15 protein-coding genes are annotated in these 15,570 nt (G+C 66.2%); 9 read left to right on the top strand and 6 right to left on the bottom strand.

Annotated features, from left to right (window positions below; genetic code table 11):
• Positions 1-7: 7 nt before the first annotated feature.
• Together J6525_RS01505 and J6525_RS01500 are read right to left on the bottom strand one after the other, a co-directional pair.
• Positions 8-1,177 (bottom strand): DUF2865 domain-containing protein, encoded by a 1,170-nt coding sequence (locus tag J6525_RS01505; RefSeq protein WP_376708405.1) that lies wholly within the window; start codon positions 1,175-1,177, stop codon positions 8-10.
• A gap of 143 nt (positions 1,178-1,320) precedes the next feature.
• The gene (locus tag J6525_RS01500; RefSeq protein WP_225641601.1) at positions 1,321-1,644 is read right to left on the bottom strand and encodes a hypothetical protein; all 324 of its coding nucleotides are present in this window, start codon (positions 1,642-1,644) and stop codon (positions 1,321-1,323) included.
• Positions 1,645-1,939: 295 nt separating this feature from the next.
• Here J6525_RS01500 and cysS point away from each other — a divergent pair, with 295 nt between their 5' ends.
• The 4 genes from cysS to J6525_RS01480 all read left to right on the top strand — a co-directional run bounded on the left by cysS (position 1,940) and on the right by J6525_RS01480 (position 5,940).
• Positions 1,940-3,355 carry a cysteine--tRNA ligase gene (gene cysS / locus J6525_RS01495; protein ID WP_225641471.1) on the top strand — a complete coding sequence of 472 codons (1,416 nt, stop codon included), beginning with the start codon at positions 1,940-1,942 and terminating at the stop codon, positions 3,353-3,355.
• Positions 3,352-3,858 carry a GNAT family N-acetyltransferase gene (locus tag J6525_RS01490; protein ID WP_225641469.1) on the top strand — a complete coding sequence of 169 codons (507 nt, stop codon included), beginning with the start codon at positions 3,352-3,354 and terminating at the stop codon, positions 3,856-3,858. Before cysS ends, J6525_RS01490 begins: the two co-directional genes overlap by 4 nt.
• Positions 3,855-5,453, top strand: a complete 1,599-nt coding sequence (cimA, locus tag J6525_RS01485) for a citramalate synthase (protein WP_225641467.1) — start codon at positions 3,855-3,857, stop codon at positions 5,451-5,453. Before J6525_RS01490 ends, cimA begins: the two co-directional genes overlap by 4 nt.
• Positions 5,454-5,562: 109 nt before the next feature.
• Positions 5,563-5,940, top strand: a complete 378-nt coding sequence (locus tag J6525_RS01480) for a VOC family protein (RefSeq protein WP_225641465.1) — start codon at positions 5,563-5,565, stop codon at positions 5,938-5,940.
• Positions 5,941-6,100: 160 nt separating this feature from the next.
• Here the strand turns inward: J6525_RS01480 and J6525_RS01475 are convergent, their stop codons facing one another.
• On the bottom strand, positions 6,101-6,706 hold the full coding sequence (locus J6525_RS01475) for an LOG family protein (RefSeq protein WP_092085612.1): 606 nt from the start codon (positions 6,704-6,706) through the stop codon (positions 6,101-6,103).
• A gap of 213 nt (positions 6,707-6,919) precedes the next feature.
• On the opposite strand from J6525_RS01475, the gene J6525_RS01470 reads away from it, so the two are divergent.
• The 4 genes from J6525_RS01470 to J6525_RS01455 all read left to right on the top strand — a co-directional run bounded on the left by J6525_RS01470 (position 6,920) and on the right by J6525_RS01455 (position 11,604).
• The gene (locus J6525_RS01470) at positions 6,920-8,908 is read left to right on the top strand and encodes an ABCB family ABC transporter ATP-binding protein/permease (RefSeq protein WP_225641463.1); all 1,989 of its coding nucleotides are present in this window, start codon (positions 6,920-6,922) and stop codon (positions 8,906-8,908) included.
• Between the two features lie 53 nt (positions 8,909-8,961).
• A complete protein-coding gene (locus tag J6525_RS01465) occupies positions 8,962-9,660 on the top strand; it encodes a phosphatidylserine decarboxylase (RefSeq protein ID WP_016846296.1) in 699 nt (232 codons plus the stop codon).
• 77 nt (positions 9,661-9,737) lie between these two features.
• Positions 9,738-10,616 (top strand): CDP-diacylglycerol--serine O-phosphatidyltransferase, encoded by an 879-nt coding sequence (gene pssA / locus J6525_RS01460; protein WP_092085638.1) that lies wholly within the window; start codon positions 9,738-9,740, stop codon positions 10,614-10,616.
• A gap of 268 nt (positions 10,617-10,884) precedes the next feature.
• Complete coding sequence (locus J6525_RS01455) at positions 10,885-11,604, top strand: RraA family protein (protein ID WP_028344569.1); 720 nt, start codon at positions 10,885-10,887, stop codon at positions 11,602-11,604.
• A gap of 207 nt (positions 11,605-11,811) precedes the next feature.
• On the opposite strand, the gene J6525_RS01450 is transcribed toward J6525_RS01455, so the two are convergent.
• Both J6525_RS01450 and J6525_RS01445 read right to left on the bottom strand, forming a co-directional pair.
• Positions 11,812-12,444 carry a TerC family protein gene (locus J6525_RS01450; RefSeq protein ID WP_225641461.1) on the bottom strand — a complete coding sequence of 211 codons (633 nt, stop codon included), beginning with the start codon at positions 12,442-12,444 and terminating at the stop codon, positions 11,812-11,814.
• Between the two features lie 179 nt (positions 12,445-12,623).
• A complete protein-coding gene (locus J6525_RS01445) occupies positions 12,624-12,977 on the bottom strand; it encodes a hypothetical protein (RefSeq protein ID WP_092085604.1) in 354 nt (117 codons plus the stop codon).
• A gap of 260 nt (positions 12,978-13,237) precedes the next feature.
• Here J6525_RS01445 and J6525_RS01440 point away from each other — a divergent pair, with 260 nt between their 5' ends.
• Complete coding sequence (locus J6525_RS01440) at positions 13,238-14,065, top strand: SDR family NAD(P)-dependent oxidoreductase (RefSeq protein WP_225641459.1); 828 nt, start codon at positions 13,238-13,240, stop codon at positions 14,063-14,065.
• Here the strand turns inward: J6525_RS01440 and pdxR are convergent.
• Positions 14,043-15,497: a MocR-like pyridoxine biosynthesis transcription factor PdxR gene (gene pdxR / locus J6525_RS01435; RefSeq protein ID WP_225641457.1), complete on the bottom strand. Its 1,455-nt coding sequence runs from the start codon at positions 15,495-15,497 to the stop codon at positions 14,043-14,045. The genes J6525_RS01440 and pdxR overlap by 23 nt on opposite strands.
• Positions 15,498-15,570 lie beyond the last annotated feature (73 nt).

The following is a 15,570-nucleotide window of genomic DNA, read 5'->3' as shown; positions in this document are numbered from 1 at the left end:
CTCTTCTTTACCGTTTCGGGATGAAGGTCGGGCCGACGGTGCGGATCTGGCCGTCGTTCGCCGGCGCGGCCGCCGGTGCCGTGGCGTCAGCGGCGGCGGGCTGCTGTTGAGCTGCGGCGGCGGGCGCGCCCTTCTTGCCGGCGGCGGCCTTGGTCTGGGCGCGCTGCTGCATCTTCCGCGCGCTCTCCTCGGTGACGATGATGTCGCCCTGCTGCTCGGCGGACGCCTTGTCGTCGACCGCCTTCAGCGCCTCGGCCCAGCTCTGGCCGGCCGGCTTGCAGGAGCAGGACGGATTGAACTCGGTGCGGTACTTGAAGGCGTTCGGCAGCGACGAGTAGGACACACCGCTGATCGAGACCGCCTGGTTGATGTCCTCGCCGGGATTTCGGTAGGTGAACAGGCTGGCATCGGCGGCAGGGCACTGCGCCTTGCAGATTTGCTCGTCGGCGGCGAAGCGCGCCTGCACCGTCGCGAACGAGATCGGGAAATAGGCGCCGTCGCAGGTGCGGACGCAGACGGTGCGGAAGGTGCCGGACTGGGCGCCATACTGCGCATCGGGCGGGGGCAGCGGATTGTTGGGATTGCCGCCACCACCGCCGCCGAACAGGTTCTCGAGGAAGTTGCCGGGGCCACGCGCGGCCGCGGCATATTGCGGGCCGCAATTATTCTGCGCCAGCGCGGTCAGGACCGAGCGGCGCTGGTTCTCGCGGTCGGCGCCGCCGAGCCCGCCGGAGCGCAGCCGCTCGAGATTGGCGGTGATCTGGTCGAGATTGGCGCGCATCTGCTGGATCTGGGTGTTGACCGGACCGCACTGCGCCGAATTGTTGTTGAAGAGCGAGAAGAACCCGGAGCTGTCGCAGCCCATGCGCCGGGCCTGCGCCGTCACGCGATCGAGTTCGCCCTGCTGGCGGGTTGCCGCGTCCTGGTAGCGGCGGATCTGCTCGTCCTTGGCCGGGTCGCCGGAGCCGCCGCCGCGGTCGATCGCCGCCAGCTGGCCTTCGAGCCGGCCGCACATCGGATTGGCCTGCGGATTGGGCTGCGGCGCGCCTTGCGGAGCCGGACCGGGCGGGCCGGGCGGCACTTGCGCCAGGGCATGCGTGGCGGGCAGGGACATGCCGGCCAGCACGGCGCAACTCAGAAACCAGCGGGAGAAGCGAGAACGGGAGCTATTGGGCATATCCGGCCATTAAAACGACGCCGCGCGGCGATCAACGCCAAAGCGCGCGGGCAAGGCCGCTGCAATAGCCGTTTCTCGGGGCAGCGTCACGTCGTTTCCGGGGCGCCGGTGTGGCAATAACCCCGTCTGGCCAGCGGCTTGGCTTAGCGCTGGCAGGTGATGGCTACGAATTCGCCGCAGCCGTTGCCGTTGCATTTTTCATTAGCGGCGTGCGGAACCGCGCCGGTGATCTCGTCGGGATCGACGCGGCGGTAATTTGTGGCCTGCGCAAAATCGCGTGAGCGGCAGTAGGCGCGGGCGGCGGAGGCACCGCAGCGGTCGCCGCGGGCGAGGCACTGGTCGATGCCGTAGCCGTCCGCCTGGTTGGCGACGATGAAGACGCGGCTGTCGGCCAGCGCGGCCGAGGAGACAAGGAAGGACGGAGCAAGGACGAGCGTGCAGGCAATCAATGCTGAAATGAGCCGCATGGTGCACCAGTGAAAATGGCGGGGAATCCGCAAGCGACCGGATACGCCCAAATCCTTAATAATGATTAACCATGAGGGCGTTGACGTGATTTCGGTGCGGGGCGGGGTGGCAAACCGCCCGAAAACAGCCCCTTGACGCAATAATGGGGCCGTGAGACATGGTGGAACCATGAACGGCCACCTCGCCATCTGCAGCATTTGCCGCGAGATTATGAGCTAGCGATTCGCTGGCTGAGGCCGTCTTTTCTCAACACATGAGAGCATTGGACCGCCCGGCCGCAAGGGAACGGTTTCCATGGATTTGCGCCTCTACGATACGCTGACCCGGGAGAAGCGGCCGTTTGTGCCGCTCGATGCCGACAACGTCCGCATGTATGCCTGCGGACCGACGGTCTACGACTTCGCCCATATCGGCAACGGCCGCGCCGCCATCGTTTTCGACGTGCTGTTTCGCGTCCTGCGCCATCGCTATGGCGCCGATCACGTGACCTATGTCCGCAACATCACCGACGTCGACGACAAGATCAACGTCCGCGCCGCGCGGGATTATCCCGGCGTGCCGCTGAACGAGGCGATCCGCAAGGTCACCGAGCTGACCTATCAGCAATATCAGGACGACGTCACCGCGCTCGGCTGCTTGCCGCCGACCGTGCAGCCGCGCGCGACCGAGCACATCCCGGAGATGCGCGCCATCATCGAGAAGCTGGTCGCCGGCGGCTTTGCCTATGTCGCCGAGGATCACGTGCTGTTCTCGCCGCAGGCGATGAACGCGGCCAATTCGATGCTGCCGCGCTACGGCGCGCTGTCGAAGCGTTCGCTCGACGAGATGATCGCCGGCGCCCGCGTCGACGTCGCGCCCTACAAGCGCGACAACACCGATTTCGTGCTGTGGAAGCCGTCGAAGCCGGGCGAGCCGTCATGGCCGTCGCCCGCAGGCATCAAGGTCGAGGGCCGCCCCGGCTGGCACATCGAGTGCTCGGCGATGGCCTGGAAGCATCTCGGCGAGAAGTTCGACATCCATGGCGGCGGCATCGACCTGGTGTTCCCGCACCATGAGAACGAACTCGCCCAGACCTGCTGCGCGTTCCACTCCGACCGCATGGCCAATGTCTGGATGCACAACGGCTTCCTGCAGATCGAAAGCGAGAAGATGTCGAAGTCGCTCGGCAACTTCTTCACGATCCGCGATCTGTTGGCCGATTGGCCCGGCGAGGTGCTGCGGCTTGCCATGCTGAAGACGCATTATCGTTCGCCGCTCGACTGGACCGCCAAGGCCACCGAGGAGGCCGCGAAGACACTCGACGACTGGTACGCGGTCGCGGCCGACGCCGATCCCGGCGCGCCGTCGCCGGCGATGGTCGAGGCGCTCTACGACGACCTCAATACGGCGCAGGCGATGGCCGTGCTGCACGGCCTGCGCGGTGCTGCGTCGAGCAGCGAACAGAGCCGCAAGGAGTTTGCCGGCTCGCTCCGGCTGCTCGGCTTCCTGTCGGAGAGCGCGGCCGCGTGGGAGGCCCGCAAGCAGCAGGCGAGCGGCGTCGATGCCACAGCCGTCGAGGCACTGATCGCCGAGCGCACCGCGGCGCGGGCCCGCAAGGACTTCAAGGAGTCCGATCGGATCCGCGATCAACTCGCCGCGATGGGCGTGGCGATCAAGGACGGCAAGGATGCCGAAGGAAAGCCGATCACCACCTGGGAGGTCGCGCGATGAGCCGCTCCGCGCCCGCCTTGCGCCCGTATCTGCCCGACGACGCGCCGCTGCTGGCGGCGATCTTCGCGGCCTCGATCATGGACCTGACCGGCGACGACTACAGCGAGGCGCAGCAGGAAGCCTGGGCGATGGCCGCCGACGACGAGCAGGCGTTCGGCAAGAAGCTCGCCGGCCAGCTCACGCTGATCGCGACCTTGCAGGGCGCCCCGGTCGGATTCGCCTCGCTGAAGGGCGCCGATCTCATCGACATGGTTTATGTGCATCCGAGCGCGGTCGGGCAGGGTGTCGGCAGCGCGCTGTGCGATGCGCTGGAGAAAATCGCGAGCGCCCGCGGCACCAAGACCCTGAAGGTCGATGCCAGCGACACCGCGCTGGAATTCTTCCGCAAGCGCGGCTACGTCGCCCAGCAGCGCAACTCTGTCACCATCAACGACGAGTGGCTCGCCAACACCACGATGCAGAAGCAGCTCGATGGTGTCGTGACCCCGGGAGGCCACGCGTGAGCCGCGAGCGCCTCTATCTGTTCGACACCACGCTGCGCGACGGCGCGCAGACCAACGGCGTCGACTTCACCCTGCAGGACAAGCAGGTGATCGCGGGCATGCTCGACGCGCTCGGCATCGACTATGTCGAGGGCGGCTATCCCGGCGCCAATCCGACCGACACCGAGTTCTTCAGCAAGAAGCCTGCGTTCGACCACGCACGCTTCACCGCGTTCGGCATGACGCGGCGGCCGGGCCGCTCGGCGTCGAACGATCCCGGGCTTGCCGGCATCCTCGAGGCCAAGGCGGACGCGATCTGCTTCGTCGCGAAATCCTCCGCCTACCAGGTCCGCGTCGCGCTCGAGACAACGAATGAGGAGAACCTCGCCTCGATCCGCGATAGCGTCGCGGCCGCGAAGGCGCTCGGCCGCGAGGTGATGGTCGACTGCGAGCATTTCTTCGACGGCTACAAGGAGAACCGCGACTACGCGCTCGCCTGCGCCAAGGCGGCCTATCAGGCCGGCGCCCGCTGGGTGGTGCTGTGCGACACCAATGGCGGCACCATGCCGCATGAGATCGAGACCATCGTCGGCGAAGTCATCAAGCAGGTGCCCGGCGCACATCTCGGCATCCACGCCCATAACGACACCGAGCAGGCGGTGGCGAATTCGCTCGCCGCGGTGCGGGCCGGCGCGCGGCAGATCCAGGGCACGCTCAACGGCCTCGGCGAGCGCTGCGGCAACGCCAACCTCTGCTCACTGATCCCGACCTTGAAGCTGAAGCAGGAGTTTTCCGACAAGTTCGAGATCGGCGTCACCACGGAGAAGCTGGCGACGCTGATGAAGGTGTCGCGCACGCTCGACGACATGCTGAACCGCGCGCCCAACCGCCATGCGGCCTATGTCGGCGAAAGCGCATTCGTCACCAAGACCGGCATCCATGCCTCGGCTGTCATGAAGGATCCGCAGACCTATGAGCACGTGCTGCCGGATTCCGTCGGCAATCACCGCAAGGTGCTGGTGTCCGATCAGGCGGGCCGCTCCAACGTGATGGCCGAGCTCGACCGTGCCGGCATCGCCTATGACAAGAGCGATCCGCGGCTGACGCGGCTGGTCGAGGAATTGAAGGAGCGCGAGGCCGCGGGCTTCGCCTATGAATCAGCCAACGCGTCGTTCGATCTCTTGGCGCGCCGCACGCTCGGCAAGGTGCCGGAATATTTCAAGGTCGAGCAGTTCGACGTCAATGTCGAGCAGCGCTACAACGCCAACGGCCAGCGCGTCACCGTGGCGCTCGCGGTGGTGAAGGTCGATGTCGACGGCGAGCGGCTGATCTCGGCCGCCGAAGGCAACGGCCCGGTCAACGCGCTCGACGTCGCGCTGCGCAAGGACCTCGGCAAGTACCAGAAATATATCGACGGCCTGAAGCTGATCGACTACCGCGTGCGTATCCTCAATGGCGGCACCGAGGCGGTCACGCGCGTCTTGATCGAGAGCGAGGACGAGACCGGCGAGAGCTGGACCACGGTCGGCGTCTCGCCCAACATCATCGACGCCTCGTTCCAGGCGCTGATGGATTCGGTGTTCTACAAGCTGGTGAGGTCAGGCGCGCAGGCGTGAGTGATTGAGCCGTCATTCCGGGGCGATGCGAAGCAGCGAACCCGGAATCTCGAGATTCCGGGTCTGGTCCTTCGGACCATCCCGGAATGACAACGGGGAGGGAGTATCCATGATCGACCACGTCTCCGTTGGCGTCCGCGATCTCGAGCGCGCCGCACGGTTTTATGAGCCGACGCTGGCCGCGCTTGGCCTGAGCCGCCTCGTCACGCGGCCGGCGACGATCGGCTTCGGCAAGGCCTATCCCGAATTCTGGATCAATCTGCGCGCCATGATGGCGCAGGTGCCGCATGGGAGCGGCACCCATATCTGCCTGCGCGCGAAGACCACCGCCGAGGTCGATACCTTCCACGCCGCCGCGCTGGCGTCCGGCGGCCTCTCCGATGGTCCTCCGGGCCTGCGCCCGCACGACCGCGTTCGCTACTATGCGGCCTTCGTCCTCGATCCCGACGGCAACCGCATCGAGGCCGTGACGTTTCCGAGCGAGTAGTAAGGATTTCAGGCTAGCACTTGTCTCGACCCGTCATCCTGAGGAGCGCGTAGCGCGTCTCGAAGGATGCACGGCCACCAGCGGGGCCGTCGTGCTTCGAGACGGCCGCTCTGCGGCCTCCTCAGCATGACGGTCATGGAGCCGAAAGTGCGGCGAACAGTTACAGCCTCCGCGCCACTTCGGGCGCGAGTTCCTTCGCGGCCTCGGGCATGCGTGCCACCGCCGAACGCAGCCGCGGCAGGATCTCATCGACGCGGTCGGCCATCAGCACGTTGATTGGCAGCGTCGGGCGGATGAACTCGGTCATGCGCATGTGGTTCAAAAGCGAGAGCAGGGGCTCCCAGAAATTGTCGATGTTGGCGAGCAGGATCGGCTTGTGGTGACGGCCGAGCTGCTGCCAGGTCAATTGCTCGACCAACTCCTCCAGCGTGCCGATGCCGCCGGGCAGCGCGACGAACGCATCCGAGCGCTCGAACATCAGGCGCTTGCGCTCATGCATGTCGGGCGTGACGATCATCTCCTGAACCGAGGTCAGCGCGTTCTCGCGCGCGCGCAGGAATTCGGGAATGATGCCGGTGACGGAGCCGCCGTGGTCGAGCGTGGATTTCGCAACCGCGCCCATCAGGCCGATCGAGCCGCCGCCATAGACCAGGCGAACGTTGCTTTCGGCAAAGCTCTTGCCGAGTGCGACGGCAGCTTCAACGAAACGGGGATTGTTACCGGGGCCGGAGCCGCAATAAACACAGACAGTCTTGATTTGGTTCATACGTTCCTTGTGGCACTGCAGCGTAAACAGGGTCAAGACTCCCATATGGGGATGGAGAGCCAAAAAATCCCGTAAATTCCCGCGAATCGCGAACAATTTTCGTCATAAGCCTGTACGCCGCGTTCAAACGATCTATATGACGGGCACAATGGCAAACCGTGGAAAAGATGTGGCAGCGGACCGCCGCGCCGTGACCGCGCGGGCGGGCGCCTGATGGTGCCGCCGCAACAGAGTGTGACCGGCGCCGCACAGCCCACGGCCACGTCGCCGGCCGCCGAGAAGGGGACGCTGCTCGGCACCCTCGTTCATCTCTGGCCCTATATCTGGCCCGGCGATCGCGCCGATTTGAAGACGCGCGTGATCTGGTCGGTGGTGCTGCTGCTGCTCGCCAAGCTTGCCACGCTGTCGGTGCCGTTCACCTTCAAATGGGCGATCGATGCGCTGAACGGCACCGGCTCGGCGCCGGTTGCGGCCTCGAACTGGGTGGTCTGGCTGATCGCCTCGCCGGTGCTGATGACGATCAGCTACGGCACGGTGCGCATCATCATGGCGGTGCTGACGCAGTGGCGCGACGGCATCTTCGCCCGCGTCGCGATGCATGCGGTGCGGCGGCTCGCCTACATCACCTTCGTGCATATGCACGAGCTGTCGCTGCGCTTCCATCTCGAGCGCAAGACCGGCGGCCTGACCCGCGTCCTCGAGCGCGGCCGCTCCGGCATCGAGACCATCGTGCGGATGGTGATCCTGCAGCTGATCCCGACCATCGTCGAGGTCGCGCTGCTGGCGGCGGTGCTGCTCTGGCAGTTCGACTGGCGCTACGTGCTCGCGGTGCTGCTCACGGTCGTCGTGTTCATGTACTTCACCTATATCGCGACCGAGTGGCGGATCGAGATCCGCCGCAGGATGAACGATTCCGACACCGAGGCGAACACCAAGGCGATCGACTCGCTGCTCAACTACGAGACGGTGAAATATTTCGGCGCCGAGGAGCGCGAGGCGCGGCGCTACGACCGCTCGATGGAGCGTTACGAGCAGGCCAGCGTGAAGACCTATACCTCGCTTGCGGTGCTCAACACCGGGCAGGCGATCATCTTCACCGCGGGACTGACCGCGACCATGCTGATGTGCGCGTTCGGCATCCGCAACGGCACCCACACCGTCGGCGATTTCGTGCTGATCAATTCGATGATGATCCAGCTGTACCAGCCGCTGAACTTCATGGGCATGGTCTATCGCGAGATCAAGCAGGCGATCATCGACATCGAGAAGATGTTCGACGTGCTGGCGCGCGATCCCGAGGTGCAGGACATTCCGGGGGCCAAGCCGCTCGCGGTGTCGTCCGGCAGCGTGCGGTTCGAGGATGTCCGCTTCTCCTACGAGGCGGACCGGCCGATCCTCAAGGGCCTGAGCTTCGAGGTGCCGGCCGGCAAGACGGTTGCGATCGTCGGTCCCTCCGGCGCCGGCAAGTCGACGATCTCGCGGCTGTTGTTCCGCCTCTACGACGTCTCGAGCGGCCGCATCCTGATCGATGGCCAGGACATCAAGACCGTGACGCAGGCCTCGCTGCGCTCGGCGATCGGCATGGTGCCGCAGGACACCGTGCTGTTCAACGACACCATCCGCTACAACATCCGCTATGGCCGCTGGGACGCCGGCGACGACGAGGTGGAGGAGGCGGCGCGCCTCGCGCAGATCGACGGCTTCATCCGGATGTCGCCGCAGGGCTATGAGACGCAGGTCGGCGAGCGCGGTCTGAAACTCTCCGGCGGCGAGAAGCAGCGCGTTGCGATCGCGCGCACGGTGCTGAAGGCGCCGCCGATCCTGGTACTGGATGAGGCGACCTCCGCGCTCGACAGCCACACCGAGCACGAGATCCAGGGCGCGCTGGAGCGGGTCTCGCGCAACCGCACTTCGCTGGTGATCGCGCACCGGCTGTCGACCATCGTCGGCGCCGACGAGATCATCGTGCTGGACCAGGGCCGGATCGCCGAGCGCGGCACCCATGCGCGGCTTTTGGCCGCCGACGGCCTCTATGCCAGCATGTGGAACCGGCAACGCGAGGCCGAGGAGGCCCGCGAACGGCTCGCCCAGGTCGATGACGACGGCACCGCGCCGAATCGGCTGCCGCCGGCGGTCACCGAATCGTCGGAGGATTCCACCCCTGATGCGGGTGAGAAACCCTTGCCGACCGCCGCGGAATAGTCGATTTAGGGCCTCTCCCGCCAAATGGGGCGGGGAAACGCAAGCGAGCTCTGATGTCGATCGCCAATTCCATCCGGGCGCAGATCCCGCCGATCCACCCCGAGGGCTATCCCTTCATTGGCGGCTTCGCTCTGGCGAGCCTGATCCTGTTCTGGATTTGGACCCCGCTGGGCTGGATCGGGACGCTGCTGACCGTCTGGTGCGCGCTGTTCTTCCGCGATCCGGTCCGGGTGACGCCGCTGCGCGACGGCATCGTGGTATCGCCGGCCGACGGCCGCGTCTCGATGGTGGTGCAGGCGCTGCCGCCGGCCGAGCTCGGGCTCGGCGACAAGCCGCTGCCGCGCGTCTCGGTGTTCATGAGCGTGTTCAACTGCCATGTGAACCGCAGCCCGGTGGTCGGCCGCATCGACCGCATCGCCTACCGGCCCGGCGCCTTCATCAATGCCGAGCTCGACAAGGCGAGCGAGGACAATGAGCGTAATTCGCTCGTGATCTCGACCTCCAACGGGCGCATCGGCGTGGTCCAGATCGCGGGCCTCGTGGCGCGGCGCATCGTCTGCTTCGTCAAGGAAGGCCAGTCGATCGGCGCCGGCGAGCGCTTCGGCCTGATCCGCTTCGGCTCGCGGCTCGACGTCTATCTGCCCGAGGGCACCAAGGCGCTGGTCTCCGAGGGGCAGACCGCGGTTGCCGGCGAGACGATTCTGGCGGATTTCCGCAACGCTGATCCGGGCCGGACTTACCGCGCCGATTAACTCTGTTTCGCCAGCCCCATCAGCCGGTTCCCGCCGCAATGGCGGAGCCGGGCGGCGCTTGCTATATTCATCAGGCCATGACGCCATTCGATCCGAATTCCACCGAGTATCGCCGCCGCCGGTTCCGCCCGATCCCGGTGCGGATGCTGGTGCCGAACATGATCACGCTGCTGGCGATCTGCGCCGGGCTGACCGCGATCCGGCTGTCGACGGAAGGGCGGATGGAGCTTGCGGTTGCCGCGATCGTGTTTGCCGCGATCCTCGACGGCATCGACGGCCGCGTCGCCCGCATGATCAAGGGCCAGTCGAAATTCGGTGCCGAGCTCGACAGCCTCGCCGACTTCGTCAATTTCGGCGTCGCGCCGGGCCTGATCCTGTATTTCTGGCAGCTGCATGAATTGAACAATGGCGGCTGGATCGCCGCGATGGTGTTCGCGATCTCCGGCGGCCTGCGGCTTGCGCGCTTCAATGCCTCGATCGACGATCCGAACAAGCCGGCCTTCGCCGCCAACTATTTCACCGGCGTGCCGGCGCCGGCTGGTGCGATCACCGTGCTGCTGCCGATCTATCTCGCCTTCCTCGGCGTGCCGATGCCGCCGGCGACGCTGACGGCGTTCTACACGCTGTTGATCGCCTTCCTGATGGTGTCGCGGCTGCCGGTGTTCTCCGGCAAGACCGTGAAGATGCGCGTGCCGCCGGAGATGGTGCTGCCGGTGTTTGTGTCGGTGGTGTTCTTCGTCGCGCTGCTGATCGGCTATCCCTGGCACATCCTGTCGGCGGGTTCGGTGCTGTATCTGATCAGCCTGCCCTGGGGCTGGAAATCCTATCGCGACCAGGAGCGCCAGCTTGCCGCGCAGACGCAAGCTGCGGGCGCGCCGGTGGCGGCCGCTGCTGCTCCCTATGCAACGCCGGTCACGGAGAGCGATCGCGACGATCGTCCGACGCATCTGCACTGAGGCTTCTGCCTATCCCGTCATCCTGAGGGCGCGTAGCGCGTCTCGAAGGATGGACGGCCACCAGCGGGGCCGTCGACCCTTCGAGGGCCGCTGAAGAAGCGGCCACCTCCAGCGACAACGGCTTCGCCGTTGCGCGGGGGTGACGGTAATAAAGTTTGTTCGCACTTCCCAAATATCAGCCATGAGCGTGCCTCGGTTGGGTTCGCCGGCGATCTCGGCTATAGGCTGAGACGGCCCAGCGAACGCCAAAAATCAGGAGAGAAACGCCGTGACGACATCCGCTTCCGCCCCGCTTCCTGCTTCCGTCCTTGAAGCGTTGGCGCGCTACGACACGCCGACGATCTGCAACGCGATGGAAATCGTCGCGCCGGAGCGCCGTCTGATCGGCTACACCGTGAAGCCGCTGGTCTGCCCGTTCCCGACGCTGCCGCCGATGGTCGGCTACGCCCGCACCACGACGATCCGCTCGGTGCTGAAATCCGGTCTCTCGGCCGAGGAGCAGTCGAAGCGCCGCATCGAATATTACGAATATGTCGGCACCGGCTTCGGCCCGCGCATCTCTGTCATCCAGGACATCGACGGTCCGGACGTCGGCTACGGCGCATTCTGGGGCGAGGTACAGAGCAACGTGCACAAGGCGCTCGGCTGCCTCGGCGTCATCACCGACGGCTCGATCCGCGACATCCCGCAATGGGCGCCGGGCTTCCAGGCGCTGGCCGGCTCGATCGGCCCGTCGCACGCGTGGGTGCATGCGGAGAGCTTCGGCGGCGAGGTCCGCGTCGCCGGCATGACGGTGCGCTCCGACGATCTGATCCACGCCGACAGCCACGGCGCCATCGTGATCCCCTATGAGGTCGCGGCGAAGCTGCCCGAGGCCGCCGAACTCTGCGGCCGCCGCGAGACCCCGATCCTGGACATCGCGCGTTCCAAGGATTTCTCGCTCGAGAAGCTCAAGGACGCGCTGAAGCGTTCGGCGGAAATCCACTGAGGCAGGCGCATCGTGCTGACGGCGGGCAGGTGCCCTCCGTCATTGCGAGGAGCTCGCGACAAAATTGCAGAGCAATTTTGCGCTGAAGCGACGAAGCAATCCATGTCTCCGCGAGTGTCGAGATGGATTGCTTCGCGGAGCCTGTCATCCGGCGGCGCTTTGCGCCGACCGGGTGGCTCGCAATGACGCAAAACAGGTTGGCTAAGGTCAGGCCGGAGCCACCTTCGCGATCTCGTTCGCTCCGCGCACCGTCATGTCGATGGCGACATAGAGGATCACGGCGAGTCCGACATAGGCGATCCAGCGGTGGTTCTGCAGCAGCCGCGCGATGAAGGAGGCCGCCGCGCCCATCATCGCGATCGAGAGCGCGAGGCCGAACACCAGCACGATCGGCTGCTCCCGCGCCGCACCCGCGACCGCCAGCACGTTGTCGAGCGACATCGAGACGTCGGCAACGATGATCTGCGTGGTGGCCTGCCACAGCGTCTTGCGCTGGCCCTTTGCACCATCGGCGTGTTCGGCCGCGGTCTCGTGCGCGTCGGCGCGCAGCTCGCGCCACATCTTCCAGCACACCCACAATAGCAGGATGCCGCCGGCCAGCAGCAGGCCGACGATCTGCATCAGCTGCGTGGTGACCAGGGCGAACATGATGCGCAGCAGTGTCGCGGCACCGATGCCGATCAGGATCGCCTTGCCGCGCTGCTTCTCCGGCAGGCCGGCCGCGGCAAGGCCGATCACGACGGCGTTGTCGCCGGCCAGCACGAGGTCGATGACGACGACTTGCAGCAATGCGCTGAGGGCGTCGAGTGAAAACAACTCGGGCGAAAATAGTTCGGACATGGGTCATGTTCCCCTTGAGGTCGGGGAGCGGACCCTTTCGACGAAACCGGCTCTTGCCGTCATGCGGACGGCAAATCCACCGCGACGCTTATCCGCGTCACGGGTCGAAGCAGGGCCACTCCAACTGAGTTCCAGTCCGACATCGCAGCTTGTGGCTGCCAGAGGGGCCCGGCCTGGGATTACGGTCGTGACACCGGACGCATTGCTGCTTCTTCCTCGAAGAACAGCGCCGCCTGATCCGGTTCGCCGAGGATCGCCGCTGCGCACCCCATGAAGGTGAACGCGCCGGCAAAATCCCACAGCGTGAGGTTCGCCACGGTTGAGCGCACGTGGATCACGCGCGCCGCAATCGCAGCAATGGCTGCCTGGACGAACAACAACAGGCTGAGCACGGGCAGCACGAGTGCAGGCTCAACCAGACGGAGCGTCAGGACGATCGGCAGCGCGGTCAGCGCGCCGAACAACAGCAGCATGCCGAACGGCTCCAGAGAGGGAGTCTTTCGCAGCATCGTGTCTGGAATGATCGAGGACATTCCGGTCCTTTACCGATCCTGACTTGTCGTTCACGTCGAGGATATCAGAACGCGATCTCCTTGACGCGCGACGCGGCGCCGCGCGACCGCCGGCCGCGCGACAAGATGTACGTATGCGGTTCCGGAGAAGGCCCGAGCCCCCGGGGGTGATCTTGGACGCCATTTTGGCGCCGCCGGCGCGGTGGCATGCCATGGCAAAGTCTGCGCGGCGCCTTTATCTTTGCTGACAGCGCTGGGTGAACGATCGAAAGGCAATTTCGATGGATATGGAAGGCAAGACGGTGCTGATCACCGGTTCCACCGACGGCGTCGGCCGCTACGTCGCGATGAAGCTGGCGTCGGCCGGCGCCCGGGTCCTGATCCACGGCCGCGATACCAAGCGGGCGCAGACGCTCGCCGACGAGATCAAGCGTCTCAGCGGCCGCGAGCCGATGTTCTACCAGGCCGATCTGTCCTCGCTCGCCGAGGTCCGCGAGTTCGCCCAGCTGGTGCTCGACGACCAGGAACGCCTTGATGTGTTCGTCAGCAACGCGGGCATCGGTTCGCAAAACGAGGGGCCGGCGCGGCAGACCAGCAAGGACGGCCACGAGCTGCGCTTCGCGGTCAACTATCTCGCCGGCTTCCTGCTCGCGCATCTGTTGCTGCCGCGGCTCAAGGCGAGCGCGCCGGCGCGCATCGTCAATGTCGCGTCGCTCGGCCAGCACCCGATCGATTTCGGCGACGTGATGATCACGAAGAACTACAGCGGTGCGCGCGCCTATGCGCAGAGCAAGCTGTCGCAGATCATGTTCACCATCGACCTGGCCGCGGAGCTGGAAGGCTCCGGCGTGACCGTCAACTCGCTGCACCCCGCGACCTACATGAACACCACGATGGTGCGCGCCAGCGGCGCGACGCCGATCTCGACCGTCGAGCAGGGCGGTGATGCCATTCTGCGTCTTGTCCAGGATGACGATGTGGCAGGCCGGAGCGGGCTGTTCTTCGACGGCAAGCGCGAGGCGCGCGCCCATGCCCAGGCCTATGACGCCGAGGCGCGCAAGCGGCTCAAGGCGTTGAGCCTGACGCTCACCGGGCTGCGGGCTTCCTGATCCGGCGCGAGACCGGCGCACTTTGGACGCGACCTTGGGCGCGGATCGCCTCGAACAGGCGCTTGCATGCGGCCGGAACGCCGCGATCCGGCACCGTTGCAATGCCGAGCAAGAGACCCGGCTGCGCGCGCTTCGGTGAGACATACCAGGGCGAGAGCGGGGCGGGCGCCAGCCCGTGCGCGAGCAGTGCCCTGACGATCTCGACATCAGCGGTCTTGTCCGGCAGCGTCAGCATGACGGCGAGGCCGGCAACCTGCACGTCGTTGCTCCAGCTCCGTAGCGCCGTCGTTAGCGCATCGCGGTTGTCGCAATAGGCCCGTTTGGTTCGCCTGAGATGGCGGATGTAGTGACCGTCGCGCATGAACTCGGCGGTCGACAGCTGCACCGCCGGGCCGGGAGCCGGGACGAGGCACGTCGCGACATCGGCGAACTGCGCCGCCAACGGCTCCGGAGCAACCAGGAAGCCGAGGCGAAGCGTCGGCGAGATCGTCTTGCTGAAGGAGCCGAGATGGATCACCCGGCCGGCGCGATCGAGCGAGGCAAGCGCCGGCGCGGCACGGCCATCGAGCTGCAACTCGCCGAGATAGTCGTCCTCGATGATGAAGGCTCCGGTTTGGGCGGCCCAGTCGAGCAGCTGCGTGCGACGTTGCGGCGACAGCGGCGGGCCGAGCGGTGCCTGCTGGCCCGGCGTCACGACCGCGAGCGCCGCGTCGGGGGCGTGCTTGAGGCCGTGGTCGACATCGACGCCGTTGGCATCGACAGGGATCGGGACGACCTCCAGCCGGCCGAGCTCGAGGCCCTTTCGCGTCAATGGAAATCCCGGGTCTTCCATCCACGCCCGGCGGCCTTCGAGGCCGAGCACGCGCAGCGCGAGGCCGAGTCCTCCGCTGAATCCCGAGGTGATGACGATCTGCGCGGGCGAGCATTCGAGCCCGCGCGCGATCGCGAGGTGCGCCGCGATCTCGCGTCTCAATTCGAGCTCGCCGCGTGGATCGACATAGCGCATCACCGCGCTCAATTCCGCCCGGACGGCGCGCGCGCGGATTCGCGCCAGCAGCTTGGCGGGGAGGCTATCCTGCGCGGGGACGCCCATCCGAAAGTGTCCCTGACCGCTCAGATCGCGAAACATCTCCACGACCGACCCGGGAGCGACCGGCACATCGGGCTTGGCGGCCTTCCTGGGCCGCCTCGCGACGGTGGTGCCGCCCGCCTTCGACGACACGATGTGCTGGGCGTCCGACAGCTTGTCGTAGGCCGCCCGCACCGTGCCGCGCGCAACGCCGAGCTGCGCGGCGAGGTCGAGCCACGATGGCAGTCGGGCGCCCGGCACCAGCACGCCGTTGTCGATCGCCGCCGCGATCGCCTTGCGGATCTGCTCGGAGAGCGGCGTCCTGGCCGACCGGTCGAGCGCGATGGGAAGCGGGTTGGGCATGGCTCGTGGTACACCAATTCAGTTCATTCTTGGTGCTTCTTTTTGGCCATGCGTGCCCGCATCTATCCGGTAG

It is taken from the genome of Bradyrhizobium australafricanum, assembly GCF_020329495.1.
Taxonomy (GTDB): domain Bacteria; phylum Pseudomonadota; class Alphaproteobacteria; order Rhizobiales; family Xanthobacteraceae; genus Bradyrhizobium; species Bradyrhizobium australafricanum.
The sequence above is the reverse complement of the archived record's forward strand: the minus strand, read 5'-3'. Positions and strand labels throughout refer to the sequence as shown.

Bases quoted from the DNA above. Each gene is read 5' to 3' on its own strand.
- J6525_RS01500 (WP_225641601.1), bottom strand. From the start codon at position 1,644: ATGCGGCTCATTTCAGCATTGATTGCCTGCACGCTCGTCCTTGCTCCG.
- J6525_RS01450 (WP_225641461.1), bottom strand. From the start codon at position 12,444: ATGTCCGAACTATTTTCGCCCGAGTTGTTTTCACTCGACGCCCTCAGC.
- pdxR (WP_225641457.1), bottom strand. From the start codon at position 15,497: ATGCCCAACCCGCTTCCCATCGCGCTCGACCGGTCGGCCAGGACGCCG.
- J6525_RS01480 (WP_225641465.1), top strand. From the start codon at position 5,563: ATGATCGACCACGTCTCCGTTGGCGTCCGCGATCTCGAGCGCGCCGCA.
- cysS (WP_225641471.1), top strand. From the start codon at position 1,940: ATGGATTTGCGCCTCTACGATACGCTGACCCGGGAGAAGCGGCCGTTT.
- J6525_RS01505 (WP_376708405.1), bottom strand. From the start codon at position 1,177: ATGCCCAATAGCTCCCGTTCTCGCTTCTCCCGCTGGTTTCTGAGTTGC.
- J6525_RS01470 (WP_225641463.1), top strand. From the start codon at position 6,920: ATGGTGCCGCCGCAACAGAGTGTGACCGGCGCCGCACAGCCCACGGCC.
- J6525_RS01445 (WP_092085604.1), bottom strand. From the start codon at position 12,977: ATGTCCTCGATCATTCCAGACACGATGCTGCGAAAGACTCCCTCTCTG.
- J6525_RS01440 (WP_225641459.1), top strand. From the start codon at position 13,238: ATGGATATGGAAGGCAAGACGGTGCTGATCACCGGTTCCACCGACGGC.
- J6525_RS01490 (WP_225641469.1), top strand. From the start codon at position 3,352: ATGAGCCGCTCCGCGCCCGCCTTGCGCCCGTATCTGCCCGACGACGCG.
- J6525_RS01465 (WP_016846296.1), top strand. From the start codon at position 8,962: ATGTCGATCGCCAATTCCATCCGGGCGCAGATCCCGCCGATCCACCCC.
- J6525_RS01475 (WP_092085612.1), bottom strand. From the start codon at position 6,706: ATGAACCAAATCAAGACTGTCTGTGTTTATTGCGGCTCCGGCCCCGGT.
- pssA (WP_092085638.1), top strand. From the start codon at position 9,738: ATGACGCCATTCGATCCGAATTCCACCGAGTATCGCCGCCGCCGGTTC.